Source organism: Sphingomonas sp. PWP1-2, assembly GCF_049898305.1.
Lineage (GTDB): Bacteria > Pseudomonadota > Alphaproteobacteria > Sphingomonadales > Sphingomonadaceae > Sphingomonas > Sphingomonas glacialis.
Genome location: NZ_JAFCXM010000002.1, coordinates 303275 through 328033, shown reverse-complemented (window position 1 = coordinate 328033; position 24759 = coordinate 303275). Strand labels below are relative to the sequence as shown.

Genomic DNA, 24759 nt, shown 5'->3' with positions numbered 1-24759 from the left:
GCGGACGGCAAACCCTTTCGCCGTCCGCCGTTCCGCGAGTCTAATGTCGAAGAAGCGGGGACGCGGACCATGGCCACTCTATCCGATCCGACCGGACCGATCCGGATCGTCATCGTGGGCGGCGGCACCGCAGGCTGGATGGCGGCCGCCACGTTCGCGCGTTTCCTCGAAACCGGGTTCGAGATCGACCTGATCGAATCCGAAGAGATCGGCACCGTCGGCGTCGGCGAAGCGACGATCCCGCAGATCCGCTTGTTCAACGATGCGCTCGGGCTCGACGAGGATGCGTTCCTGCGCGCGACGCAAGGCACCTACAAGCTCGGTATCGAGTTCGTCGACTGGCTGCGGCCAGGCCATCGCTACATGCACGCGTTCGGCGCGGTCGGGCGCGATGTCGGCTTGCTGCCGTTCCACCAATATTGGCTGCGCGCGCAAAAGCTCGGGTCGGCGCGCGATCTTGCCGCCTATTCGCTCAACAATCAGGCGGCACTCGCCGACCGGATGCAGCGCGGCCCCGCGCGCACCGCACGCGTATTGCCCGACATGCCGAGCGCGTTTCATTTCGACGCAGGCCTCTATGCGCGCCATCTGCGCCGCTACAGCGAGACGCGCGGCGTCACCCGGATCGAAGGCAAGGTCGTCCGCGTCGACCAGGACGAGCGCGGCGATATTTCGACGTTGCTGCTCGAGGACGGGACGACGCTCGGCGCCGATCTCTTCATCGATTGCACGGGGTTTCGCGGGCTGCTGATCGAGCAGACGCTCAAGACCGGCTATGACGACTGGACGCACTGGCTGCCCGCCGACCGCGCGATCGCGGTGCCGTCGGAACGCAGCACGGCGTTCACCCCGTACACCCGCTCGACCGCAAAGGCAGCGGGCTGGCAATGGCGCATTCCGCTGCAGCACCGCACCGGCAACGGCCTCGTCTATTCGTCGCAGCATTTGAGCGACGACGAGGCGACCGCAACCCTGCTCGCGGGGCTCGATGGCGAAGCGCTTGCCGATCCACGCCCGATCCAGTTTCGCACCGGCAAGCGTCGGCAAATGTGGAACCGCAATGTCGTCGCGATCGGCCTGTCGGGCGGCTTCATGGAGCCGCTCGAATCGACGAGCATCCACATGATCCAGTCGGCGATCGCGCGGCTGATGAAGCTGCTGCCCGGACGCGCCATCGCGCAAGCCGACCGCGACGAATTCAACCGCCAGAGCGACTTCGAATACGAACGCATCCGCGACTTCATCATCCTGCATTATCACGCCAACGACCGGAGCGAGCCGTTCTGGCAGATGTGCCGCGAGGCGACGTTGCCCGAAACGCTTGCCGCCAAGATCGATCTGTGGCGCGGCAACGGCCACATCACGCGCGAGCATGAGGAGCTCTTCACCGAGGTCGGCTGGCTCCAGGTGTTCGCGGGCCAGGGCGTGATTCCGGCTGGGCACCACCCGCTCGCCGACGCGATCCCCGCCGCCGATCTCGCCGAATTCCTCGATACGATCGACCAGCTCAACGCCCGCGAGGTTGCCCAGATGCCAAGCCATGCCGATTTCATCGCGCGCCACTGCGCCGCGCCGACGCCGGTGGCGGCGTGAGCCTTACCGCCGCGCTGCTGCTCGCGCTCGCCGGTCCGGCGACCGCAGTCCCGGTCGAACAGGTCCGCGCGCGTCTGCCCGAGGACGAGATCATCTATTTCGTCCTGCCCGACCGCTTCGACAATGGCGACCCGGCCAACGACACAGGCGGGCTGACCGGCGACCGGCTGGCGACGGGGTACGACCCGACCGCCAAGGGTTTCTATCACGGCGGCGACATCAAGGGGCTGCTGCAGCGGCTCGACTATATCCAGGCGCTCGGCGTCACCGCGATCTGGGTCGCGCCGGTGTTCAAGAACAAGCCGGTGCAGGGCGCGGCGGGGCATGAGAGCGCCGGCTATCACGGCTACTGGATTACCGATTTCACGAAGGTCGATCCGCATTTTGGCACCAACGCCGAGTTCGCGGCGTTCGTCGACGCGGCGCACGCGAAGGGCATGAAGGTCTATATGGACATCATCGCCAACCACACTGCCGACGTGATCCAGTACCGCGAATGCGTCGGCAAGAGTTGTGCGTACCGCGGCAAGGCGGATTATCCATACCAGCGCCGGCTTGGCGTCACGGGCAAACCGATCAACGCCGGTTTTGCAGGCGATGCGGTGCAAACGCCCGAGAATTTCGCCAAGCTGACCGACCCGGCCTATGCCTACACGCCGTTCGTTCCGGCAGCGGAAGCGAAGGTCAAGGTTCCGACGTGGCTCAACGATCCGCGCTATTACCACAATCGCGGTGACTCGACATTCGCCGGCGAATCCGCGCGCTACGGCGATTTCAGCGGGCTCGACGATCTGATGACCGAGGATCCGCGCGTGATCGACGGGTTCATCGCGATCTATGGCGGCTGGATCGATCGCTTCGGCGTCGACGGGTTCCGCATCGACACCGCACGCCACGTCAATCCCGAGTTCTGGCAGGCGTTCATCCCGGCGATGCAAGCGCGCGCCGCCGCGCGCGGCATCCGCAACTTCCCGATCTTCGGCGAAGTCTATTCGGAAAGCGTCGACCCCGGCTACACCGCGCAGTTCACGCGCCGCGACGGCTATCCCGAAGTGCTCGACTTCTCGTTCCAGGCGGCCGCGCGTGCGATGCTGAGCGGCAAGGCGGGGACCGATGTCTTCGCCAAGCTGATCGACGGCGATGTGCTGTACGAAGGCGGCGACGCCACCGCGCTGCGGCTGCCGACCTTTCTCGGCAACCACGACATGGGCCGGATGGGGCACATGCTCGATCTGGCCTGGCCCAAGGCGACCGACGCAGAACGCCTCGCGCGGCTCGAACTCGCGCACGTCCTGCTCCTTTCGGCGCGCGGTGTGCCGACGATCTATTCGGGCGACGAGCAGGGCTTCACCGGCCATGGCGGCGACCAGGATGCGCGCGAGGATATGTTTGCGAGCCAGGTCGCGAGCTACAACGACAATCGTCTGATCGGCACCACCAGCACGACGGCGACTGCGCATTTCGGCACCGACAACCCGATCTTCCAGACGATCGCGCGTCTGTCGCAGATCCGGCGGACCCACGCGCAGTTGCGCCACGGTCGCACCATCGTCCGCTTCGCGTCGGACAAGCCCGGCCTGCTCGCCTTCACGCGCGGCGACGATGACGGGCGCGAGATCCTCGTCGTCCTCAACACCTCGAACCAGCCGCTCAGCGCCAATGTCGAAGTCGGCGCGCGCTCGGCCGGCTTCGCCACGCTCGTCGGCGCCTGCCCCGCCACGGTAACCGCACCCGGCTCGGCCGCGATCACGCTCCCACCGCTCGGCTACGCCATCTGCGCCGCCACTCCTGCACGCCTCCCCAGCGAATGAGCCCTATGTCCGCCCCTGCCCAACACCCCGTTCCCGGAACTCCCGAACCCTGGTGGAAGGGCGCCGCGATCTACCAGATCTACCCGCGCAGCTTCGCCGATTCGAACGGTGACGGGATCGGCGACCTCAACGGCATCACCGCGCATCTCGAATACGTCGCCGGGCTCGGGATGGACGCCGTCTGGCTGTCGCCCTTCTTCACCTCGCCGATGAAGGATTTCGGCTATGACGTGGCGAACTATCGCGACGTCGACCCGATCTTTGGGACGCTCGCCGATTTCGACACGCTGATCGCGCGCGCGCATGCGCTCGGGCTGCGCATCATCATCGACCAGGTCTATTCGCACACGTCGAACGAGCATCCGTGGTTCGAGGCGAGCCGCGCGAGCCGGTCGGGCGACAAGGCCGACTGGTACGTCTGGGCCGACGCAAAGCCCGACGGCAGCCCGCCGTCGAACTGGCAATCGGTGTTCGGCGGCCCAGCGTGGACATGGGACGCGCGGCGGCAGCAATATTATCTGCACAATTTCCTGAAGGAACAGCCGCAGCTCAACGGGCACAATCCGGCGGTGCAGCAGGAACTGCTCGACACCGCGCGCTTCTGGCTCGATCGCGGCGTCGACGGCTTCCGGCTCGATGCGATCAACTTCGCAATGCACGATCCCGCGCTGACCGATAACCCACCTGCGCCCGCGACCAACCGGGCGCGGACCCGGCCGTTCGATTTCCAGCTCAAGCTCCACAATCAGGGCCATGCCGACATTCCGCCGTTCCTCGAGCGGATCCGCGCGTTGCTCGACGAATATGGCGCTGGCTTCACCGTCGCCGAGATCGGCGGCGAGGATAGCGACCGCGAGATGAAGCTGTTCACCGCGGGCGGCAAGCGGCTCGACAGCGCATACAGCTTCGACTTCCTCTACGCCGATGCGCTGACGCCCGAGCTCGTCGCGGACTCGCTCGCGCGCTGGCCTAACGATCCGACGATCGGCTGGCCGAGCTGGGCGTTCGAGAATCACGACGCGCCGCGCGCGGTGTCGCGCTGGACGAGCCCCGATCATGCGCGCGCCTTCGCGCGGATGAAGCTGCTGCTGCTCGCTTGTCTCCGCGGCAACATCTTCCTCTATCAGGGCGAAGAGCTCGGGCTGACGCAGGTCGACATCGCGTTCGAGGACCTGCTCGATCCCGAGGCGATCGCGAATTGGCCGATGACGCTGTCGCGCGACGGCGCGCGTACGCCGATGCCGTGGACGGGCGACGCACCCGATCTCGGTTTCGGAAGCGCAACGCCGTGGCTGCCCTTCGGCGGCGACCATGCGGCGCTCGCGGTCGATGTGCAGGATGCAAATCCGGAGTCGCAGCTCAACTGGACGCGCCGCGTGATCGCTGCGCGCAACGCACATCCGGCATTGCGTTCGGGCGACCTTCGGATGCGCCACAATGACGCCGCCGTGCTCGCGTTCGAGCGCGAAGAGAATGGCGAGCGGCTGCTGTGCCTGTTCAACATGAGCGACGCCGCGCAGGCTTGGCCGGAGGGCATCGAACCGACGAGTAGGATCCTGCTCGCTACAGGCGAATTGGAGACGGGCACCCTCCCCGCCTTCGCCGGCTTGGTGCTGCGCGTGTGAGCGATTCCGCCAAGGACCTCGCCCGCGACGGCGCGATCGTGATCCTTGGCGGCGGAACCGCAGGCTGGATCGCGGCATGCCTGATCGCGCAGCGCTGGCCGAACGCGCGGGTGACGCTCGTCGAAAGCCCCGAGATCGGCATCGTCGGCGTCGGCGAAGGCTCGACTCCGCAGCTCAAAGGCTTTTTCGACCGGCTCGGCATCGCCGAGGCCGAGTGGATGCCGGCCTGCGATGCGACCTACAAGCTCGGCATCGGCTTTGCGGGCTGGTCCGACCGGCGGGGGTTCGAGCGCTACTTCCACCCCTTCCCTACCGCGCTCGACAGCCACACCGCGGGCTCGTTCTTCTACAATACGCGCGCCCGGCGGACGGGCCGCGACGTCGCGGCGCATCCCGACCAATTCCTGCTTCCGGCGCGGCTTGCCGCAGCCGGATGCGCGCCCCAGCCCGAGGAGAGCTTTCCGTTCGAGGTGAGCTACGGCTATCATTTCGACGCCTACAAGGTCGGCGCGTTCCTCGGCCGGCATGCGGTGACCAAACTCGGCGTCACTCACCTCCAGCGTCGCGTCGAAAGCGTCGAACGGCGCGCCGATGGCGGCATCGCGGCGTTGCTGTGCGACGATGGCGAACGAATCGCGGGCGATCTCTTCCTCGACAGCAGCGGCTTTCGCAGCTTGTTGTTCGAGGGCACGCTTGCCGTCCCGTTCGTCCGTTACGGCGACACATTGTTCAACGATTCCGCGGTGGTCATGCCCACCCCACGCGACGACGCCGCGCCGCTAGCAAGCCAGACGCGCGCCACCGCGCTGTCGGCGGGCTGGGTGTGGGACATCCCGCTGACCAGCCGCACCGGCAACGGCTATGTCTATTCCAGCCGCCATGTCAGCCGCGACCAGGCCGAGGCCGAGCTGCGCGCGCACTTGAAGGTCGGCGACGAAGGCACCGCGCGCCACCTGTCGATGCGCGTCGGGCGCGTCGCCGAAAGCTGGTCGCACAATGCGCTCGCGATCGGGCTGGCGCAGGGGTTCCTCGAACCGCTCGAGGCGACCGCACTCCACATCGTCATCGCCACGCTCGAGGCGTTCCTCGACGCCGTCGATGCCGACGGGTTCACCGAGAAGGCCCGCGCCCCCTTCAACGCCCGCATCGCCGCGCGCTACGACGGCGTGCGCGACTATATCGTCGCGCATTACCGGCTCAACCAGCGTCACGCCGATCCGCACGGCTATTGGGCGGCGGCGCGCGCGGTCGAGCCGTCCGACACGCTCAAGCACGTCATGTCGGCCTGGTTCACCGGCGCCGACCTCACCGCGACGATCGACCAGCTCGACATATCACGCTATTACAACGCGATAAGCTGGCATTGTCTGCTCGCTGGATACGGCACCTTCCCCGACGGCGCGCGGCTCGTGCCGCCCGGCCCCGATATCGAGCGGATCGACATGGTCAGGATCGAAGACTTCCTACGCCGCTGCGCGCACAATTTCCGCCCGCATACCGATCACCTCCCCCGGTAATCTCTTGAAAGACCTGCCATGAAACGCCTCCCCCTCGCGTTGCTGCTCGCCACCGTCGCGCTGCCGCTCACCACGGTCGCCGCGCACGCGCAGAGCGCTGCCCCCGCCCCGACGCTCACCGCGGCCAAGGACGGCGTCGAAGTCACCGCCGGCGCGCTCAAGATGAAGCTGATCGCGCTCAGCGACGATCTCGTCCGTGTCCGCATCGCGCGCGGCGGCGTCTATGCCGAGGACGCCAGCTGGGCGGTCCTCCCCGCGCAGCGCGCAACGCGCGCGACGGTGACGTCCACCGCCGATGGCTTCACCACCGCCAAGCTCCGTGTTCGCATCGGTGCCGGTGGTGCGGTCACCTTCGAGACGCTCGACGGGAAGATCATCTCGGCCGATGCCGCGCCTGCGAGCGTCGACGGCAAGGCCTTCACGCTGACCAAGACGCTGCCGATCACCGAGCATTTCTACGGTCTCGGCGACAAGACCGGCGGGCTCGACCGACGCGGCAAGGCGTTCGTCGACTGGAATACCGACGCGTTTGGCTTTTCGAGCTCGGACGACCCGATCTACAAGTCGATCCCCTTCTTCGCCTCGACCGGGGCGGCAGGCGGTAGCTACGGGATCCTGCTCGACAACACCTATCGCACCTGGTTCGACTTCGGCCACAAGGATGCCGAGACGCTCGCGTTCGGCGGCCCCGACGGCCCGATCGACTATTATTTCATCGCCGGCCCCAGCCTCGGCGACGTGACGCGCCGCTATGCCGGATTGACCGGACGCGCACCGCTCGCGCCGAAATGGGCGCTCGGCTATCAGCAGTCGCGCTACAGCTACATGTCCGCCGACGAAGTCCGCGAGATCGCGCGGCATCTGCGCGCCGACCGCGTGCCGACAGACGTGATCTGGCTCGACATCGACTATCAGGACCGCAACCGCCCCTTCACCACCAACCCCAAGACCTTCCCCGACATGGCGAAGCTCGTCGCCGACATGAAGGCGCAAGGGATCAAGCTGGTCGCGATCACCGACTTGCACATCGCCAAAGTCGATACCGGTTACGCGCCCTACACCAGCGGCAAGCGCGGCGACGAATTCGTCAAGAACCCCGACGGCAGCGACTATGTCGCGCCGGTCTGGCCCGGCCCGTCGGTCTTCCCCGATTTCACCCAGGCCAAGTCGCGCGCGTGGTGGGGCACGCTCTACAAGGGCTTCCTCGATGACGGCGTTGCCGGCTTCTGGAACGACATGAACGAGCCCGCGATCTTCAACACCGCGACGAAGACGATGCCGCTCGACACGCAACACCGCATCGCCAGCGACGATTTCGCCACCCGCACCGGCGACCACCGTGAGATCCACAACGTCTACGGCATGCAGAACACGCGTGCGACCTATGACGGCCTGCTCAGCCTACGCCCCAACGAGCGGCCGTTCGTCATGACGCGCGCGAGCTATGCCGGGGGCCAGCGCTATGCCGTGACCTGGACCGGCGACAACAGCGCGACCTGGGACCATCTGAAGCTCTCGGTCCACCAGATCCTCAATCTCGGCCTGTCGGGCTTCGCCTATAGCGCCGCCGACGTCAGCGGCTTTGCGGGCGGGCCGAGCCCCGATCTGCTGACGCGCTGGTTCGAGATCGGCGCGTTCACGCCGGTGTTCCGCGATCACTCGGCGACCGGTACGCCGCGCGTCGAGCCGTGGGTCGACGGCCCCGATCATCTCGCGATTCGCCGCCGCTTCGTCGAGGAGCGCTATCGCCTGATGCCCTATTTCTACGCGCTCGCCGACCAGAACAGCCGGCTCGGCGATCCGATCATGCGCCCGGTGTTCTACGATTATCCGAGCGCCGCGAGCATGGGTTGCGACCAGTCGATGGCGTTCACGCTCGGCAAGGCGCTGCTGATCGCGCCACCGCCGAGCCCCGAATCGCCGCAGCGCTACGACGTCTGCCTGCCCGCGGGCGGCTGGTACGATTACTGGACCGGCCAGCGCGCCGGGAGCCCTGAGCCAACCTCCGCCGGCCCGATCCAGTCGGCGACCCAGGCCGTCCCGACCGAACACGCCAAGGGCGACCGCGTGAGCGAAACCCCGCGGCTCGATCGGCTGCCGGTGTTCGTCCGCGCCGGCACGATCCTGCCGCGCCAGCCGCTCGTCCAGAGCACCGCGCAGACGCCGTCGGGGCCGCTGATGCTCGACATCTATCCGGGCGAGGACTGTGTCGGAACGCTCTACGAGGATGACGGCACGACGCTCGCCTATCAACGCCGTGGCTATCTGCGGCAGACGGTCCGCTGCAGCGTAACCGCGAACGGACTGACGATCGCGTTCGACGCGCGCGAGGGCAGCTTCGCGCCGTGGTGGAAGCAGATCGCTGTCACCGTGCACGGCTGGACCGGCGCCGCCACCGTGGCGCAGGACCGCAAGGCGATCACCGCGCAGCCAGACAGCGCGGCCGGCACGCTGAGCTTCACCGTCGCCGCGCCAATCCGGGCAACGCAGGTCACGCTGGCGCGCTGACCGGGCGCGCCCGGCGGCTATCCCGGGCGCGACAGCGCGCCACGGGGCCTTGCGCTTTGCCCTCTGTTGTCTGACTATAAGCGCAAGGGGATCACGTTGACACTGCGTCGGCGGCCTTGTGTCACAGACTCCTGGAGGGGACCTCGATGCCTCGGACTTTCGCTCTTGCGGCGCTTGCGCTCGGCTTTGCCGCACCCACCATGGCAGCCGCCGCCGGCGCCGATCGCGCGCCTTTCGGAACGCTCGCCGACGGCAGCCCGGTCGAAGTGGTTACACTGACCAATAGCCGCGGCATGCGCGCGCGGATCCTGAGCTACGGCGCGATCCTCCAGGGCGTCGACGTTCCCGACCGCGACGGCAAGATCGCCGACGTGACGCTCGGCTATGGCGATATGCGCGGCTATCTCACCGCGCCCAATTATTTCGGCGCGACCGTCGGGCGTTATGCCAACCGCATCAAGGGCGGTCGCTTCACGCTCGACGGCAAGGGCTACACGCTCGCGCTCAACAACAAGACCAACGCGCTGCATGGCGGCGTCAAGGGGTTCGACAAGCGTCCGTGGCGGATCGTCGACGTGGCCGGCGGTGCCACGCCGCACGTGACGCTCTCATACACCAGCGCGGACGGCGAGGAAGGCTATCCCGGCGAACTCCAGGTCACTGCGACCTATTCGCTCAACGACGCCAACGAACTCACAATCGAGTATCGCGCGACGACGAACAAGCCGACCGTCGTCAACATCACCAATCACAGCTTCTTCAATCTCGGCGGAGAAGCGGCGCAGCGGTCGATCTATGACGCTGTGCTGACGATCCCCGCCGATACGACGACGCCGGTCGATGCCACGCTGATCCCGACCGGCAGCTTCCGCCCGGTCGCGGGAACGCCGTTCGACTTCCGCACGCCGACCGTTATCGGCGCGCGGATCCGCGATGCTAGCGATCCGCAGATCGTCTTTGGCCAGGGCTATGACGAGAATTACGTCCTCGCGCGCACGCTCGGCGCGACGCCGCGGCTTGCGGCGCGCGTCTCCGATCCGGTGAGCGGGCGGACGATGGAAATCCTCTCGAACCAGCCGGGCGTCCAACTTTACACCGGCAACTTCCTCGATGGCACCGCGGTCGGCAAATCGGGCCATGCCTATCGCCAGGGCGACGGGATCGCGCTCGAACCGCAGATATTCCCCGACACCCCCAACCAGCCGGCGCTCGGATCGGCGCGGCTCGATCCGGGCCAGACCTATCGCAACGTGATCGTCTATCGCTTCTCGGTCGCCGCCCGCTAGCGCCAACGATCGCCCTGGTCAGTCTGCTCGCGCTATCCGGGAGGCGCGCGTGAGCAGCCAGGCGGCGAGCGCGCCATAGACCAGCGCTTCCACCGCCAGCGCGATTGCGTCACCCGCCACGTCGTTCAACCCCGCCCCCATCTGGTTAAGCGGCACGAAGATATGCACCGCGAGCGTCGAGGGCGCGAGATGCGCGAGTGCGGCGAGCCAGGACGGCATCTGCTCGAGCGGCCATGCCGATCCGGTGAGGAAGAACAGCGGAACCGAGGTCGGCACGAGCACCGCCATCGCGCGCTCCGAACGATCGAAGAGCCCGCCGAGGAACAGCCCTAGCGCCGCCACCGCTGCGGCAAAGCACGGCACCGTCACCAGCAAGGCCGGGATGTTGCCGCCACGCGGAACATCCTGCAGCCAGAAGATGAAGCCGAAATAGAAGAACGCGGCGAACACGCCGAGCAGCGTCATCGCCGCCCATGCCCCCAAGAACGCGGCACGCCGCATCGGCGGATCGCCGCGCTCGCGTCGCCCGGCGACGAAGGTGGCGACGCCGAACAGCAAGGTCTGCTGGAGGATCACACTCGCGACCGCGGGAAAGACATAGTCCTTATAGCCTGCGCCGGTGTTGAACAGCGGCTCTTGGATGACGCGGACCGGGGTGCGCAGCCCGAGGGCGCGCGCCGCGCTCCCCAGCCGGTTCTCCGCCGCGCCCGCGATCGCCGCGCTGACCCCCTCGCCGATCGCGCTCGCGCGCAACAGATATGCGGCCTTCACCCATACACCGACACCGCCGCCCGGCGCGCCGGTCAGCAGCGAGCGCGTCACCCCGCGCGACAGCAGGATGATCCCGTCGGCCTCGCCCGCGCGCATCCGCGCGGTCGCGCTCGGCATGTCGGCGACCGAGGCGACGATCCGCACTTCGCGCGTCGCCCCCAGATTGCGCAGCACCTCGCGCGTCAGCCCACTATCCTCCTGGTCGACCACCAGCACGGGCACGCTTTGCGTCGCTTCGTGCGCGTACGGCGCGGGATAGTAGAAAGCATACAGCACGACCGCGAGCAGCATCGTGCTGGCGAGCGTGCGCGACGTCAGCACCGTCCGCCACGTCTCCTCGAAGGCTTCGCGAAAGCTCATGCCGCGCTCCGGGCGCTGCGCGCGATCAGCAGCACCGCGCCGCCACCCGCAATCGCGACATAAGCGAGCAGCGCGAGGATCGGCCCGACCGCCGACCCCGCCGCATCCCCGACGAACTGCCCCATCTGCAGCGCGAGGTAATGCGTCAACGGCAGGATCGCACTGACGATCCGCGCAAACCCGCTGCCGCCATCGAGCGGCAAGGTCGCTCCTGAAAAGGCGAGCGCCGATCCGGCATAGACCGCGCTCGCCGAGAGCCCCGTCGAGGTCTCACGCGTCACCGCGACGAGCAGCGCCGAGATGCACGCCGTACCGAGATAGAAAAGCGACTGCCCTGCGACGATCAGCGCGATGCTCCCCTCGACCCGCCACCCGCGCGCGAGCGTCAGGTAGAGCAACCAGGCAACACCCCACAGGCTCATCGCCGCGACATAGGGCAGCATCTTGCCGAACACCGCTCCCGCGACACCACCGCTCGCGCGGGCCCAAGCGGAGAGCGATTTGTCGCGGAGTTCGCGGCCGAGCGCCATCACCGTCACGCATGCGGTCAGCAGGTGGAGCACCGCCGGATTGATCAGCGAGAGCAAATACCATTCGAAACTCGTCGCGGCGTTGTACAGCGCGGTCACTTGCACGGTGAGCGGCATCACGCGCAGCGGTGGCAGTCCGTGGGCGCTCAACTGCGCGGCGACGAGGTCGGTGCTCGCCGCGGTCACCGCGCTCGATATCCCGCGCACCGCCTGCGTGCCGGTCGAGAGGAAGCTCGCTTGGTAGCGGATATGGATCGCGGGCGCTGTACCGCGTGCCACCCCCCGCCCGACGCCGCGCGGGATCTCGACGATCGCCCAGGCCTGCTCGCGCCGCACCAGCGTCATCGCAACGGGCAAATCCCCCCCGACCGAGACGATCCGCACCGCCGGCGACGCATCGACCGCACGCACGATCGCGCGGCTCGCGCTGGTCGCATCATGATCGACGACCGCGATCGGCAGATCACGCGCGACGCCGCCGAACAGCATCGCCCCCATCGCGAACAGCAAGGCGGCGGGCATCAGCGTCAGCATCGCGAGATCCCAGCGACAGCCGCGCAAGTGCGCGAGCTCCGCCGACAGCGCGCGCGCGAACGCGCTCATTGCGGCCAGTCGAACAATACGCTCATGCCCGGCCGCAGATTGGCGAGCGTACCGACCGGGCGCATCCGAACCTCGAACGAGCGCACGTCATAGCCCGATGATTGCCGCGTCGCGCGCCACGTCGCAAAATCGGCCCGCGGCGCGATGCTATAGATACGGAAGCTCGCGGTCGTGCCGAGCGCGGGCACCTTGCCGCGCAGCACCTTGCCCATCGCGATGCCGCGATATTGGTCCTCGCGCACCGTCATCGACACCCACGGATGCGCGACGTCGATCACTTGATAGGCGGGGACAATCGGGCTGACGACCTCGCCCGGCTGGACGAGCTTGCGCGAGACTTCGCCCGCGATCGGCGAGACCAGCCGCGTCTCGCCGCCAAGCGCGGTCGCTGTAGTGAGCGCGGCGCGCGCGATATCGACCTGCGCCGCCGCCACCGCCTTGTTCTGCGGCCGCGCGCCCGCCAACGCCTTGAGATATTGCTGGCGTGCCGCCTCGGCCTGGCGCGCGCTGCTGTCGCGCGCGGCAACGGCTTCGTCACGCCGCTGCGCCGCGATCACGCCCTCGGCATAGAGCGTCTCCGACCGGCGGCTGGTGACTTGCGCCAGATTGGCGACCGATTGCGCCGCCAACCAGACCGCCTTTACGCTCGCGACATCCTCGGCGCGCGCGCCCTGCTCGGTCTCGGACTGGACTGCCTGCGCACTTTGCAAAGCGCCCTTGGCCTGCGCTTGTCCGCCCGCGATCTCGGGGCTCGACAATTCCGCGAGCACTTGCCCGGCACGGACGTGCGCGCCCTCATCGACGAACAGCCGATCGACGCGCGCAAGCGCCTTGGTCGCGACATTGACCTCGTCGGCATCGACCATCCCCTGCAACTGCTCAGGCGCGGGCCGGCTGGCGAGCCACAGGCCAATCGCGAGCAGGATCGCGACGAGGACCAGCGCGGCGTAGAACAGCGGCAGGAGATTGCGCTTGCTACGCGGACTGTCGGTCATGGCGTCACGGCCCCCAGGCGGTGGTCGGCGCGCGCGAGATAGCCGCCGAAACTGTCGAGCTGGTGGCTGGCGACAAGCAGCCCCGCCAGCGCGAGATCATATTCATACGCCGCGGCAATCCGTTGCGTGCGGACCGTCGCGATCGCCGCCTGCGCATCGATCACCGCCGCCGAGGTCGCCTCGCCCTCGTGGAACGAGAGTTCTTGCACGCGCAGATTCTCCTCCGCCGCGGCAACGCTGCTGTCGAGCGAGAGGAAGGTGCGTCGCGCGGTTTCGGTCAGGTCATAGGCGCGGATCGTCTGCGTCGCGATCGTCTTGCGGATTTCGGCCGCGCCGTCGGCGGCCGCGCGCTCGCGTTCGTGCGCCGCATCGAGCGTACGGCGCCGGTCGACGTTCGACAGCAAGGTCATCCGCACCGCGACCCCCGCGATCCAGTCGGGCTCGGTCGGCAGCGCATCGTTGCGGTTGAGATTATACTCACCGAACGCGAACGCCTGCGGCCGATAGCGCGAGCGCGCGAGATCGACCCCGGCCGCGGCGACCGCGCGCGCCGCATCGGCACCGCGCGCTTGCGGATGATCGCTTGCGGCGAGGAACTCGGCCTTGGGCGGCAGCGGCTGGGCGTTGACGAAGAGCGCCGTGGTCGGCTGAACCCCGCCCTCGGCATCGAGCAGCCGCGCGAGCGTATCGCGCGCGGTCGCCGCCTCGAGATCGGCGCGCAGATAGGCGCGGTCGGCGGCATCGCGCGCGACTTGGACCTCGAGCACGCGGGCATGCGACAACACGCCTTGCTGCTCGAGCTTGCGCGCGTCGGAAAGGTGCCGGTCGAAGCCGTCGCGCGTCGCGCGCGTCGAGGCGGCGAGCTGCTCGGCGACTTGCTGCCCGAAATAGGTCCGGACCAGGTTGAGCTGCGACAGATCGCGCCCCTGCGCCTGCGTCGCCTCGGCGATCGCGACGCCGGCCTGCGCGCCACGCTGGATCGCGGGGATCGCACCGCCGGTGTAGAGCGGCAGCGCGGCGGTCACCGTCGGGCGAAACGCCGTATCGCGCGACTGGAAGCGGAGCGTATCCGGGATCGCCGACAACAGCCCGGGCAGCGCCGCGCCGACGCGTTGCGTCACCTGGCTGACGATTTCCTGAAAGCCCGGCGGGAATTGCCCGGGCAAGCCGGCGAGAAAGTCGGTGGTCGCTCCGGTCAGGTCGCGCTTGCTCCCCGACAGGTCGATCGCAAGCGTCTTCTGATATTCGACAAAGCTCGCCGAGGCGGAGACAACGGGCCGCCGCAATGCCTTCAGCGCGTCTGCCGTGGCCTGTGCCGCCCGCACCTCGTGATCCGCAGCACTCAGCGCGCGCGAGCCCTTGCCCAGCGCCTGCGATGCCGCCTCGAAGCTCATCGCCACCGGCGGCGCGACATCCTGCGCCGCAGCGGGCAGCGCAAGAAGAAGACTCACGCCTGCCGCACCAAAGGAAAGCAAATGGGCCATGTCGCCGCCATGCCTCGACTACGGTCCCCGGCGCAAGTCGAAGCGCGCAGAGGCGGGCGCCCTCAGTACGGATTGCCATTGCGTCCGAGGACGCTTGTCTCGGACGTGCACCGATCAAACCTTATGGTAGCTGACGGTAAGCCAGCCAAAGTCACGCCAGTTCGAGCGTCCGGTCCGTCAACCGCGCGAACGCGACATCGTCGAGCGGCTCGCGGAATTGGCAACCCGCCTGATATTCGTCGGCCCAGATGATCGTCGCGACGATCTGGCCGATCTTGGGCAACGTCAGCCAGATCATCGCCCCCTTGGTCATCGGCGAATAGGTGTGGATCTTGGCGCCGTGCAGCGAGACGTCGGTCACCTTGCACAAGGCGCGATCGAGACCGCCGCGGCCCATCTTGGCATCGAGCGAAATCGGCGAACGCGGACTGCGACGGCGATCGGGTCTGACGGCGGGTTCGAATTCGGCGGCGATCATCGGCGGTTCCTTCCCGCGCCATTCGCGGGAGACGAAAGCCTATGCCGGTATCGTTAAGGCGCGGTTAGCGATGCTGCCCCGCGGCGATTTTCCGTGGCCCAAAACAGAACCGGCCCGCTCCCCGTGATGGGGAACGAGCCGGCTCGATCCGCGCAGCGCCGTGCGGCGCTGGTCGCGATGCTTACTTCTTGCCGATCGACGACATCGCGCCGAAACGCTTGTTGAAGCGCGCGACCTGGCCGCCTGCGTCGAGCATCGTGCCGCGCCCGCCGGTCCATGCCGGATGCGCCAGCGGATCGATGTCGAGCGTCATCAGATCGCCTTCCTTGCCCCAGGTGGTGCGGGTCTGGAACTGCGTGCCGTCGGTCATCTGCACCGTGATGGTGTGATAATCGGGGTGAATGCCTTTTTTCACGTCTAAATCTCCGAAGAGCCGCTGGTTACCGACCAGCAGCGAAGTTGCGGCCCCTAGCAGGGCGCAGCGGTCTTTGCAAACTCAACCGCCCCGCAATCCCCACCAGCGGCGCAGCGCGATCAGCGACCAGATCGCCTCGACCCCGCCGAACGGCCACGCGCCCTGAAGAAAGCCATAAGTCGAGCCGAGCACGCACGCCCCGGCAAAGCCGAGCACCCACCAAGGCGAGCGCTGCTCAAACGCATAACAGACCAGCATCGCCGACACGGCAAACAAACCGAACCAGGTCAGCGCGTCCATTACGCCTTTGGCGGATCGGCGATCATCGCGGTAAAATTGGCTTCCGCGGCGAGTTGCCCGTCGATCGTCGCGCGACCGGAGAACTTGCAGACGCTCGAGCGCTTCTGGACGAATTCGACCTCGAGCTTGAGCAGCACGCCCGGCTCGACGGGTTTACGAAACTTCGCGCCGTCGATAGCCATGAAATAGACGAGCTTGCCCGAGCCGGCGAGCCCGAGCGATTCGACGGCAAGGATCCCGGCGGCTTGCGCCATCGCTTCGACGATCAGCACGCCCGGCATGATCGGCCGCCCCGGGAAATGCCCCTGGAAGAACTGCTCGTTGATCGTCACCGCCTTGATCGCGGTGATCGACCGGTCGAGGATCAGTTCCTCGACACGGTCGACCAACAGCATCGGATACCGGTGCGGCAGCGCCGCCATGACCCGCCCGATATCGAGCGGGCCAAGCGGGCCCCTGCTTTCGCTATCGCTCATCAGGCTCAGCGGCCCGATGGCGCCTTGGCGCCGGCAGCCGGCGCTGCGGCGGCGCCACCAGCCTGCTGCGCCTGCGCGCGACGCACGGCCGAGAGATAGACGAGCTGCTGGAACTGCTGCTGCAGCTGCGCGGTCTGCTGGCTCGGCTGCCAGTTGGCGGGCGGCGTGATCGACACTGTCGGGTTTGCGGCGTCGAGGGCTGCCTTGATCTCGTCGGTCATGTCGACTGCCGGCGCGCTGTACTGGACCGAATTGGCCGAGAGCAGCAAGCTGATCTTCTTCGAATCGACGACGGTCTTCACCGCAGCCGAATACTTCTGCGAGATCTGCTCGATCGCCCAGGCCTGGGCGCGCGTTGCAGGTGCGCTGAGACGTGCCGACTCGGCCTGCGCGGTCTTCTGCGCGGCTTCCATCTTGGCGAGGATCGGGTTGCGCGCAGCCTGGGCAGCAGCGATTTCCTCGTCCGACAGACGCTTGTCCTTGTTGGTGTCGAGCGGCGCGCCGAGCGTTGCCATTTCGGTCTGCAGCGCAGCCTGGCGTGCGCTCGCCTGGTCGAGCTGCGCCTTGTAGGTCGTGCTGATCGACTGGTTGGCGGCGTCGAGCGCCTTCGCGGTCAGGATCACCGTCTCGGGATCGGAGATCGCCACGCCATTGGCCTGTGCAAATGCCGAATTCGCCATCGCGAGCGCCGGCACAATCGCCGCGCAACCCAGCATGAGCTTCTGGTACGTCTTCATCAGAACTGTGTCCCTACGTTGAAAGTAACGAGTTTCGAGTCGTCGCTCTTATCCTTGAGCAACGCATAAGCAAGATCGATCCGCAGCGGACCGAACGGCGAGTTCCAGTTGACGCCCGCACCGACCGAAATACGCGGCCGCGGCGAATCGCCACCGAATGTTTCCTTGAACGGCGCGTTCGAACTGGTCGAGGCGACATTGGTCGACGTCCCGGTGCACGCCCCACCGATCGTCGACGAATAGCCGACTGCGCAGGTCGTGGCCGAACCCGGGTTCGTTGCATCGGTATTCGGCACCACATAGAGCGGACTGCCATTCGTCGCGTAGTTTTGCGTAATCAACGGCAGGTAGGTGATGCTTCCATCGGACTCTATCCGCGTTGGGAACTGACCGCCCTGCAACACTGGCGATGTGATTCCGAACAGCGCACCCGCCTGAACGTAGATCGACGGCCGCAGACCGAGTTCGCGCGCGCCCGCACCGAGCGGGATCTCGAGCTCGAGCTTGCCGAGGTAATAGGCGCGACCGCCGAGTGCATCGTCGGCGAGGAGCTGCGTACGATCGGTGACGACCGTCTGCTTGCCCGAAGCATCGGTCGTGAAGCTCTGCCGTTGGACGCGCGGGCCGACGCCGCGAATGTCGAAGCCGCGGAAATCGGGCTCGCCGAGATAGAAGCGATCGGTGATGCGGACATTGTCGATGCCGACGCCACGGCTCTTCTCGAGCGACTTGATATAGCCGCCCTCGACGTTGGCCGAAGCGATGAAGCCGCTGCCGATGTTGAAGAACTTCGAACCCTCGAACTTGGTACGAATGTACTTCACGTCACCGCCGAGCCCGGCAAAATCCTGGCTGAAGATGAAGCGATGCCCCGCGGTCGGCCGCAAGCGGCTGTTGAGGCTGTCGTAGATCAGCGAATAGCCGACCGACGACGTCCAGCGATTGCCGATTGCATCGCACAGATAACGCCCGGCCTGAAGCGGATCGCACCCGTCGTTGGACGAGTTGCCGCGAATGCCGTCGAAATTGCTGTCGGTATAATAGGTCGACTTGTCCAACCCGACCTGATCGTACGACAGGCCATAGCGGCCGGCGAGCTGCCAATATTCGGTCAGCGGCACGCCCGAGCGAATCTGGAAGCCGGTCGAAACCTGCGTATAGGTCGTCTGGCGCTGGTTATTGAGCGTGTAGTTGAACGCGTTGTAATCGCGCCGGAAGATGTCGCCACCGATCGCGATGTTCTTGTTGAACAGATACGGTTCGGTGAACCCCAGTTCGACCGACTTCGAATAGGTCGAATAGTTGACGCTCGCGCGCAGCTCCTGGCCCTTGCCGCGGAAGTTGCGCTGACGGATCGAAGCCTGGATGATGAAGCGTTCGAGGCTTGAATAGCCAGCCGACAGCGACAGCTCGCCGGTCGACTTCTCCTCGAGGTTCGCGGTCAGCACGACGCGGTCGGGCGATGACCCTTGCGTCTGCTTGATCTCGAACTTGTCCTGGAAATAGCCGAGCGAGTTGATGCGGTCCTGCGAGCGCTTGACCTGGAAGCTGTTGAACGCATCGCCCTCCGACAAACGGATCTCGCGACGGACGACCTTGTCCTGCGTCTGCGTGTTGCCGTTGATGTCGATCCGCTCGACATAGGTACGCTTGGCTTCGGCGATGTGGAAGTTGAGCCCCATCGTCAGCGTGTCTTTGTCACGCGCGTAATCGGGGTTCACTTCGGTGAACGCGTAGCCGAACAGGCCGGCCGCTTCGCTCAGCGAGTCGATGGCGGTTTCGACCTTCTTGGCGTCGTACCAATCGCCCTTGTTGATGCCGAGGTTGGCGGCAAGCTTCTTGTTGTCGAAGTCGCGGATGTCGCTGTCGACGGTGATATCGCCGAACTTGTAGCGCTTCCCTTCCTCCACCACGTACGTGATGATGAAGTCCTTTTTGTCGGGCGTCAGCTCGGCGACCGCCGAGGTCACCTTGAAGTCGGCATAGCCCTCCGTCAGGTAGAACTGGCGCAGCTTCTGCTGGTCGTATGCTAGGCGATCCTGATCATAGCTCGTGTTCGAGCTCAGCAGCGTGGTCAGACGCGCTTGCTTGGTCGCCATCTGCTCGCGCAGCTTGCTGTCCGAATAGACCTCGTTGCCGAGGATGTTGATCTGGCGGACCTTCGACTTCGGGCCTTCCGAAACCTCGAAGATCACGTCGACGCGGTTCTGGTCGAGGCTGACCATCTTCGGCTCGACGACCGCAGCGAAGCGGCCCTGGCGACGATACAGTTCGACGATCCGTGCGACGTCCTGCCGGACCGCGGTGCGCGTGAAGATCTGGCGGGGGGCGAGTTTCACCTCCTTCTTGATCTTGTCTTCCTTGAGCCGCTTGTTGCCCTCGAAGATGACGCGGTTGATCACCGGGTTCTCACGAACGCGCAGCACCAGCTCGCCGGTATCGGCGCCGGCGATGATCACGTCGGCGAACAGTTCGCTCGCGTAGAGATCCTTGATCGCCTGATCGAGCGTCTCGTTGGTGAACGCCTGCCCCGTCCGCAGCTTGGTATAGGACAGCACCGTCTCTGGCTCGAGCCGCTGCGCGCCTTCGACGCGGATCGACTTGATCGTACGCGACACGACCGGCGCGGCGGCAGCCACGACCGGAGGTGTGGCCTGCGCGGGAGCTGCGGCGGGCTGGCCCGTCGTCTGCGCCGACGCCGCGAGCGGAACGCCCGTCAGCATCGTGCCGGCGAGCAACACGGCGGTGGCCCGTGCGCCGAAATTGGAAACCTTGATCGCTGTCACATCCCACCCCAAATCGGAGAAAATTCCGCGTGGCCGATAAATCGTCGGCCCGCCCTGCCTTACAAGCGTCAACCGATCAAGCCGGTCAGCGACTTCCAGAGGCCAAATGCGCCGAGATCGTTGATCGTTACCATGATCATCAGCGCGAGAATCGCCGCCAGCCCGCCGCGAAACGCCCATTCCTGGATTGCCGGCGTCACGGGCCTGCGCCGGATCGCCTCGATCGCGTAAAAGAACAGGTGCCCGCCATCGAGCAGAGGGACTGGCAATAAATTGATGAATCCGAGATTAATGGAAACCCCGGCGATCAGGAAGATCAGGTCGGGCCAGCCGAGCGCGAGCTGTTCGCCCGACACTTTGGCAATGCGCAGCGGCCCGCCAAGTTCGTCGACCGAGCGCCGCCCGGTGATGATCTGGCCCAGGCCGTCGAGCGTTGTCCGCAGGATCTTGCCCGTCATTGCGACGCCGAACGCGGGCGCCTCGAGCAAGCTGACGGGGCGCGCGACGGGTGCGGTCGGGCCGATCCCGAGCAAGCCCTTCTTGAATTCGTTGCCGAAACGATCGCGCTCGGTCGCGGTTCCGAGCACGGCTTCGCGCTCGACGGTTGCTCCGCCGCGGACGTAACTGACCATCACACGCTCGCCGGGGCGTAGCATGGCGAATTGCGCGACATCGTTGAAGGTCGCGATCGGGCGTCCGCCAAGCGCGGTGATGCGATCACCCGGCTGCATGCCGATCGTCGACGCGGCGCTGCCGGGGCTGACCAGACCGACAACGGACGGCGTCCGGTCGACCCCGAAGGTCATGGCAAATCCCGAAAGGATGATGATCGCGACGATGAAATTGGTGATCGGCCCCGCCGCGACGACGATCGCGCGCTGCCACACCGGACGCGCCTGCAAAGTCCGCGCGCGCTCTTCGGATGGCAGTTCGAGCCATGCCGGATCGGGAGTGCTCGCAGCGTTGAGATCGCCCGCGAACTTCACATAGCCACCAAGCGGCAGCGCGCTGAACTTCCAGCGCGTCTTGCGGCGGTCGGTCCAGCCGAACAGCTCGTGGCCAAAGCCGATCGAAAATGCGTCGATCTTCACGCCGAACAGCCGCCCGGCGAGATAGTGTCCAAGTTCGTGCAGAAAAACGAGCGGCCCGATGACGAGCGCAAAAGCGAGGACGGTAAGCAACAGGCCTGGGGATTGGCTCAAACCGAGATATCCTTCACGTTCGCCCCTCTCGCCGCCCCGCTGCGCGACCCGACATGCCGGCGCGCCATCCTGCGCGCTTCGGCATCGACCACGAGCACGTCTTCCAACGTCGCCGGTGCGGCCGGATCATAGCCCTCGAGCGTATCGGCGACGATTGCGGCAATTTCGAGGAAGCCGATCTCGCGGGCGAGAAAAGCCGCGACCGCGATCTCGTTGGCCGCATTGAGGATCGCCGGGCGCGCGCCGCCCGCGTTGAGCGCATCGCGCGTCAGCTGCAACGCCGGGAAGCGCACCGGATCTGGCGCAGTGAAATCGAGCCGGCCGATCGCGACGAGATCGAGCGGTGCCATCGGCGTGGCCATCCGGTCGGGCCAGGCGAGGCACGAGGCGATCGGCACGCGCATGTCGGGCGGGCCCATCTGCGCCAGCACCGAGCCGTCGACATAATCGACCAGCGAATGGATCACCGATTGCGGATGGATCACGATCTCGATCGCGTCGTTCGGCACCGGGAACAGCCGCGCCGCCTCGATCAGCTCGAGCCCCTTGTTGAACAAGGTGGCCGAATCGACCGAGATCTTCGCGCCCATCGACCAGTTCGGATGCGCGACCGCCTGTTCGGGCGTGACGCTGCGCATCTGCTCGGTCGACCATTCGCGAAACGGTCCACCGCTGCACGTCAGGATGATCCGCCGGACGCGCTCCGGGCGCGCTGCGTCGAAGCATTGGAAGATCGCATTGTGCTCGGAATCTGCAGGTAACAGCGTCGCGCCCGATTTGGCTGCGGCGGCGAGCACGACCTCGCCTGCCGACACTAGCGGCTCCTTGTTGGCGAGGATCACCGTCTTGCCGCCGGCGATCGCCGCCATCACCGGCTCGAGCCCAGTACAGCCGACGATCGCGCCCATCGTGATGTCGGCGCCCATCGCCGCCGCCTCGATGATCGCGGCACGCCCGCCTGCGCAGCCGATATTGGTCCCGGCGAGCGCCGCGCGCAGTTCGGGCAGGCAGCTCTCATCCGCGACAACGGCGAGCTTCGCGTTTGTGCGGATCGCCGCCGCGGCGAGCCGCGCGACGTCGCAATTGGCGGTCAGCGCGAGCACCGCGAACCGGTCGGGCTCGCGCTCGATCAGATCGAGCGTCGACGTACCGATCGAACCGGTCGCGCCGAGAATTGTAATCGTCTTCACCACCAATAGACTTTCGGTAACAGGATCAGCAGCGCCGCGACGGGGGCGACGGGCACCAGCCCGTCGAGGCGATCGAGCACGCCGCCATGGCCGGGCAGCAGCGTGCCGCTATCCTTGACGCCCGCCTGGCGCTTGAGCCAGCTTTCATAAAGATCGCCCGCCTGTGCAAGCACGGCGAGCAAGGGCGTCGCCAGCGTCAGGCGAAGCGGCAGGCCATAGTGCAGATGCATCGCCGCGGCGAACAGGCTCGCCGCAGCAACGCCGCCGGCAAGGCCGGCCCAGGTCTTGTTGGGGCTGATCGCCGGGGCGAGCTTGGGCCCGCCGATCGCGCGTCCCGCAGCATAGGCGCCGATGTCGCACGCCCAGACCAGCGCCAGCGCCCACAGCGTGAGCACCACGCCCTCGCGCTGATGCCGGATCAGCAGCAGCGCCATGATCGGCAGCCCGACATACAGCACGCCACGCGCGAGGCCGGGGAGCCGCGTCACGATCACGACGAAGAACGCCGCGCCGATCAACAAGCCAAGCGACAGGAACCCCGCCCCTGCCCCGACCACCGGCATCATGATCGCCAGCGGCACCGACAGCGCATATTGCGCGAGCCGCTTGGTGTGCGGCGGCGCATGTTGCAGATCGGACCACTCGGCCATCATGAACAAGCCGAGCACGACGCACAGCAGCCAGAACGCGATGCTGCCGAACACGATCGCGCCGAGCGCAACCGCAATCAGCGCCAATCCGACAACGATCCGGAGTGTAAGATTCGACGGGCCGGCCGCCTTGGGGACGGCGGTCACAGGCCGCCGAACCGCCGTTGCCGCTGTCCGAAGGTCGCGATCGCGCCAGCCAGCGTCTCGGCATCGAATTCGGGCCAGAGCGTGTCGACGAACAGCAATTCGGCATAGGCCGCCTGCCACAGCAGGAAATTCGACAGCCGGACTTCGCCCGACGTACGGATCAACAGATCGAGCGGCGGCAAGTCGCGCGTGTCGAGTTCATCCTCGAACATCGCAGCGTCGATCGTCGCGGGGTCGAGCGTACCGGCCTGAGCGCGTTCTGCCATGCGCCGGGCGACTTCGACGATCTCGGCCTGCGCGCCGTAATTGAGCGCCATCACGAGGATCGGCCCGGTATTGACTGACGTGCGCGCGATCGCGGTGTCGATCAGCTCGACGAGGTCGGGCGTGAAGCGGCGATAGTCGCCGATGATGCGAAGCCGCACATTGTCGCGCACCATCTCGTCGAGATCGCTGCGGATGAAGACGCGCAGCAGACCCATCAGGTCGCTGACTTCCTCTTCCGGCCGCCGCCAATTCTCGCTCGAGAAGGCGTAGAGCGTCAGCGCCTCGATCCCCATCGCACGCGCCGCGCGCGCGACTCGGCGGACTGCCTCGACACCCTGGCGGTGCCCGGCGATCCGCGGCAGATGCCGCTTCTTGGCCCAGCGACCATTGCCGTCCATGATGATCGCGACGTGGCGCGGGAGCACCCCGGCCACGGTCGCAGGATCGGCAGCCCGGGCGGCGAACGGCCTCACTTGCCCAGGATTTCCTTTTCCTTGGCCGATGCCGCGGCATCGATGTCGGCAATCGTCTTGTCGGTCAGCTTCTGGACCTCGGTCTCGAGCTTCTTGCGATCGTCCTCGCCGAACACACCCTTCTTCTCGTCGACCTTGAGCGAATCCATCCCGTCACGGCGCACGTTGCGCGCAGCGATGCGGGCATCCTCGGCATATTTGCCGGCGAGCTTGGCGAGTTCCTTGCGGCGCTCCTCGGTCAGATCGGGGATCGGCAGACGCAGCGTGGTGCCATCGACGATCGGGTTGAGGCCGAGCCCGGCCGAACGGATCGCCTTGTCGCACGGGCCGACGTTCATCTTGTCCCACACCTGGACCGAGATCATCCGCGGCTCGGGCACCGAGACGGTCGCGACCTGGTTGAGCGGCATTTGCGCGCCATACACTTCGACCGTCACCGGATCGAGCAACGAGGTGGAGGCGCGACCGGTGCGGAGCCCGCTGAGATCGCCCTTGAGCGATTCGACGCTGCCGGCCATGCGGCGTTCGAGATCAGCCTTGTCATACGCGGCCATG

Annotated in this window: 21 protein-coding genes; 6 read left to right on the top strand and 15 right to left on the bottom strand. The window is 66.6% G+C overall.

The annotated features are described in order from the left end of the window. Positions 1-69 precede the first annotated feature (69 nt). The 6 genes from ACP7C5_RS06455 to ACP7C5_RS06430 all read left to right on the top strand — a co-directional run bounded on the left by ACP7C5_RS06455 (position 70) and on the right by ACP7C5_RS06430 (position 10340). Positions 70-1593, top strand: coding sequence for a tryptophan halogenase family protein (locus ACP7C5_RS06455; RefSeq protein WP_426263597.1), 1524 nt, complete (start codon positions 70-72; stop codon positions 1591-1593). Next, entirely contained in the window at positions 1590-3404 is a 1815-nt protein-coding gene (locus ACP7C5_RS06450; protein ID WP_426263596.1) for an alpha-amylase family glycosyl hydrolase, read from the top strand. The genes ACP7C5_RS06455 and ACP7C5_RS06450 overlap by 4 nt, the downstream gene beginning before the upstream one ends. Before the next feature lie 5 nt (positions 3405-3409). Next, the gene (locus tag ACP7C5_RS06445; RefSeq protein ID WP_426263595.1) at positions 3410-5029 is read left to right on the top strand and encodes an alpha-amylase family glycosyl hydrolase; all 1620 of its coding nucleotides are present in this window, start codon (positions 3410-3412) and stop codon (positions 5027-5029) included. Continuing rightward, entirely contained in the window at positions 5026-6546 is a 1521-nt protein-coding gene (locus tag ACP7C5_RS06440; protein WP_426263594.1) for a tryptophan halogenase family protein, read from the top strand. Before ACP7C5_RS06445 ends, ACP7C5_RS06440 begins: the two co-directional genes overlap by 4 nt. A gap of 18 nt (positions 6547-6564) precedes the next feature. After that, the gene (locus tag ACP7C5_RS06435) at positions 6565-9054 is read left to right on the top strand and encodes a TIM-barrel domain-containing protein (RefSeq protein ID WP_426263593.1); all 2490 of its coding nucleotides are present in this window, start codon (positions 6565-6567) and stop codon (positions 9052-9054) included. Positions 9055-9200: 146 nt separating this feature from the next. Beyond that, the gene (locus tag ACP7C5_RS06430; protein ID WP_426263592.1) at positions 9201-10340 is read left to right on the top strand and encodes an aldose epimerase family protein; all 1140 of its coding nucleotides are present in this window, start codon (positions 9201-9203) and stop codon (positions 10338-10340) included. A gap of 18 nt (positions 10341-10358) precedes the next feature. Here the strand turns inward: ACP7C5_RS06430 and ACP7C5_RS06425 are convergent, their stop codons facing one another. The 15 genes from ACP7C5_RS06425 to frr form a co-directional block, all read right to left on the bottom strand. Next, entirely contained in the window at positions 10359-11471 is a 1113-nt protein-coding gene (locus tag ACP7C5_RS06425; RefSeq protein WP_426263591.1) for an ABC transporter permease, read from the bottom strand. Beyond that, on the bottom strand, positions 11468-12604 hold the full coding sequence (locus tag ACP7C5_RS06420; protein ID WP_426263590.1) for an ABC transporter permease: 1137 nt from the start codon (positions 12602-12604) through the stop codon (positions 11468-11470). The genes ACP7C5_RS06425 and ACP7C5_RS06420 overlap by 4 nt, the downstream gene beginning before the upstream one ends. After that, positions 12601-13599 carry an HlyD family secretion protein gene (locus ACP7C5_RS06415; protein WP_354285818.1) on the bottom strand — a complete coding sequence of 333 codons (999 nt, stop codon included), beginning with the start codon at positions 13597-13599 and terminating at the stop codon, positions 12601-12603. Before ACP7C5_RS06415 ends, ACP7C5_RS06420 begins: the two co-directional genes overlap by 4 nt. Beyond that, positions 13596-15083 carry a TolC family protein gene (locus ACP7C5_RS06410; protein ID WP_426263589.1) on the bottom strand — a complete coding sequence of 496 codons (1488 nt, stop codon included), beginning with the start codon at positions 15081-15083 and terminating at the stop codon, positions 13596-13598. The genes ACP7C5_RS06415 and ACP7C5_RS06410 overlap by 4 nt, the downstream gene beginning before the upstream one ends. Positions 15084-15234: 151 nt before the next feature. Beyond that, on the bottom strand, positions 15235-15561 hold the full coding sequence (locus tag ACP7C5_RS06405; protein ID WP_189674826.1) for a PilZ domain-containing protein: 327 nt from the start codon (positions 15559-15561) through the stop codon (positions 15235-15237). Positions 15562-15742: 181 nt separating this feature from the next. Further along, positions 15743-15976, bottom strand: a complete 234-nt coding sequence (rpmE, locus tag ACP7C5_RS06400) for a 50S ribosomal protein L31 (RefSeq protein ID WP_010186706.1) — start codon at positions 15974-15976, stop codon at positions 15743-15745. Positions 15977-16057: 81 nt separating this feature from the next. After that, a complete protein-coding gene (locus ACP7C5_RS06395) occupies positions 16058-16276 on the bottom strand; it encodes a hypothetical protein (protein WP_426263588.1) in 219 nt (72 codons plus the stop codon). Beyond that, the gene (fabZ, locus tag ACP7C5_RS06390; RefSeq protein WP_426263587.1) at positions 16276-16752 is read right to left on the bottom strand and encodes a 3-hydroxyacyl-ACP dehydratase FabZ; all 477 of its coding nucleotides are present in this window, start codon (positions 16750-16752) and stop codon (positions 16276-16278) included. Before fabZ ends, ACP7C5_RS06395 begins: the two co-directional genes overlap by 1 nt. A 5-nt stretch (positions 16753-16757) precedes the next feature. Beyond that, a complete protein-coding gene (locus tag ACP7C5_RS06385; RefSeq protein WP_133188491.1) occupies positions 16758-17489 on the bottom strand; it encodes an OmpH family outer membrane protein in 732 nt (243 codons plus the stop codon). Beyond that, positions 17489-20275, bottom strand: coding sequence for an outer membrane protein assembly factor BamA (gene bamA, locus ACP7C5_RS06380; RefSeq protein WP_189674827.1), 2787 nt, complete (start codon positions 20273-20275; stop codon positions 17489-17491). The genes ACP7C5_RS06385 and bamA overlap by 1 nt, the downstream gene beginning before the upstream one ends. Before the next feature lie 68 nt (positions 20276-20343). Next, on the bottom strand, positions 20344-21477 hold the full coding sequence (locus tag ACP7C5_RS06375) for a M50 family metallopeptidase (RefSeq protein WP_426263586.1): 1134 nt from the start codon (positions 21475-21477) through the stop codon (positions 20344-20346). After that, positions 21474-22667 (bottom strand): 1-deoxy-D-xylulose-5-phosphate reductoisomerase, encoded by a 1194-nt coding sequence (locus tag ACP7C5_RS06370; protein ID WP_426263585.1) that lies wholly within the window; start codon positions 22665-22667, stop codon positions 21474-21476. The genes ACP7C5_RS06375 and ACP7C5_RS06370 overlap by 4 nt, the downstream gene beginning before the upstream one ends. Beyond that, positions 22664-23464, bottom strand: coding sequence for a phosphatidate cytidylyltransferase (locus ACP7C5_RS06365; RefSeq protein WP_426263584.1), 801 nt, complete (start codon positions 23462-23464; stop codon positions 22664-22666). The genes ACP7C5_RS06370 and ACP7C5_RS06365 overlap by 4 nt, the downstream gene beginning before the upstream one ends. Beyond that, positions 23461-24204, bottom strand: coding sequence for an isoprenyl transferase (locus ACP7C5_RS06360; protein WP_189674831.1), 744 nt, complete (start codon positions 24202-24204; stop codon positions 23461-23463). Before ACP7C5_RS06360 ends, ACP7C5_RS06365 begins: the two co-directional genes overlap by 4 nt. Further along, positions 24201-24758, bottom strand: coding sequence for a ribosome recycling factor (gene frr, locus ACP7C5_RS06355; RefSeq protein WP_426263583.1), 558 nt, complete (start codon positions 24756-24758; stop codon positions 24201-24203). Before frr ends, ACP7C5_RS06360 begins: the two co-directional genes overlap by 4 nt. Position 24759: the final 1 nt, after the last annotated feature.

Bases quoted from the DNA above. Each gene is read 5' to 3' on its own strand.
- ACP7C5_RS06455 (WP_426263597.1), top strand. From the start codon at position 70: ATGGCCACTCTATCCGATCCGACCGGACCGATCCGGATCGTCATCGTG.
- ACP7C5_RS06445 (WP_426263595.1), top strand. From the start codon at position 3,410: ATGTCCGCCCCTGCCCAACACCCCGTTCCCGGAACTCCCGAACCCTGG.
- ACP7C5_RS06435 (WP_426263593.1), top strand. From the start codon at position 6,565: ATGAAACGCCTCCCCCTCGCGTTGCTGCTCGCCACCGTCGCGCTGCCG.
- ACP7C5_RS06430 (WP_426263592.1), top strand. From the start codon at position 9,201: ATGCCTCGGACTTTCGCTCTTGCGGCGCTTGCGCTCGGCTTTGCCGCA.
- ACP7C5_RS06425 (WP_426263591.1), bottom strand. From the start codon at position 11,471: ATGAGCTTTCGCGAAGCCTTCGAGGAGACGTGGCGGACGGTGCTGACG.
- ACP7C5_RS06420 (WP_426263590.1), bottom strand. From the start codon at position 12,604: ATGAGCGCGTTCGCGCGCGCGCTGTCGGCGGAGCTCGCGCACTTGCGC.
- ACP7C5_RS06415 (WP_354285818.1), bottom strand. From the start codon at position 13,599: ATGACCGACAGTCCGCGTAGCAAGCGCAATCTCCTGCCGCTGTTCTAC.
- ACP7C5_RS06410 (WP_426263589.1), bottom strand. From the start codon at position 15,083: ATGGCCCATTTGCTTTCCTTTGGTGCGGCAGGCGTGAGTCTTCTTCTT.
- ACP7C5_RS06405 (WP_189674826.1), bottom strand. From the start codon at position 15,561: ATGATCGCCGCCGAATTCGAACCCGCCGTCAGACCCGATCGCCGTCGC.
- ACP7C5_RS06395 (WP_426263588.1), bottom strand. From the start codon at position 16,276: ATGGACGCGCTGACCTGGTTCGGTTTGTTTGCCGTGTCGGCGATGCTG.
- fabZ (WP_426263587.1), bottom strand. From the start codon at position 16,752: ATGAGCGATAGCGAAAGCAGGGGCCCGCTTGGCCCGCTCGATATCGGG.
- ACP7C5_RS06385 (WP_133188491.1), bottom strand. From the start codon at position 17,489: ATGAAGACGTACCAGAAGCTCATGCTGGGTTGCGCGGCGATTGTGCCG.
- frr (WP_426263583.1), bottom strand. From the start codon at position 24,758: ATGGCCGCGTATGACAAGGCTGATCTCGAACGCCGCATGGCCGGCAGC.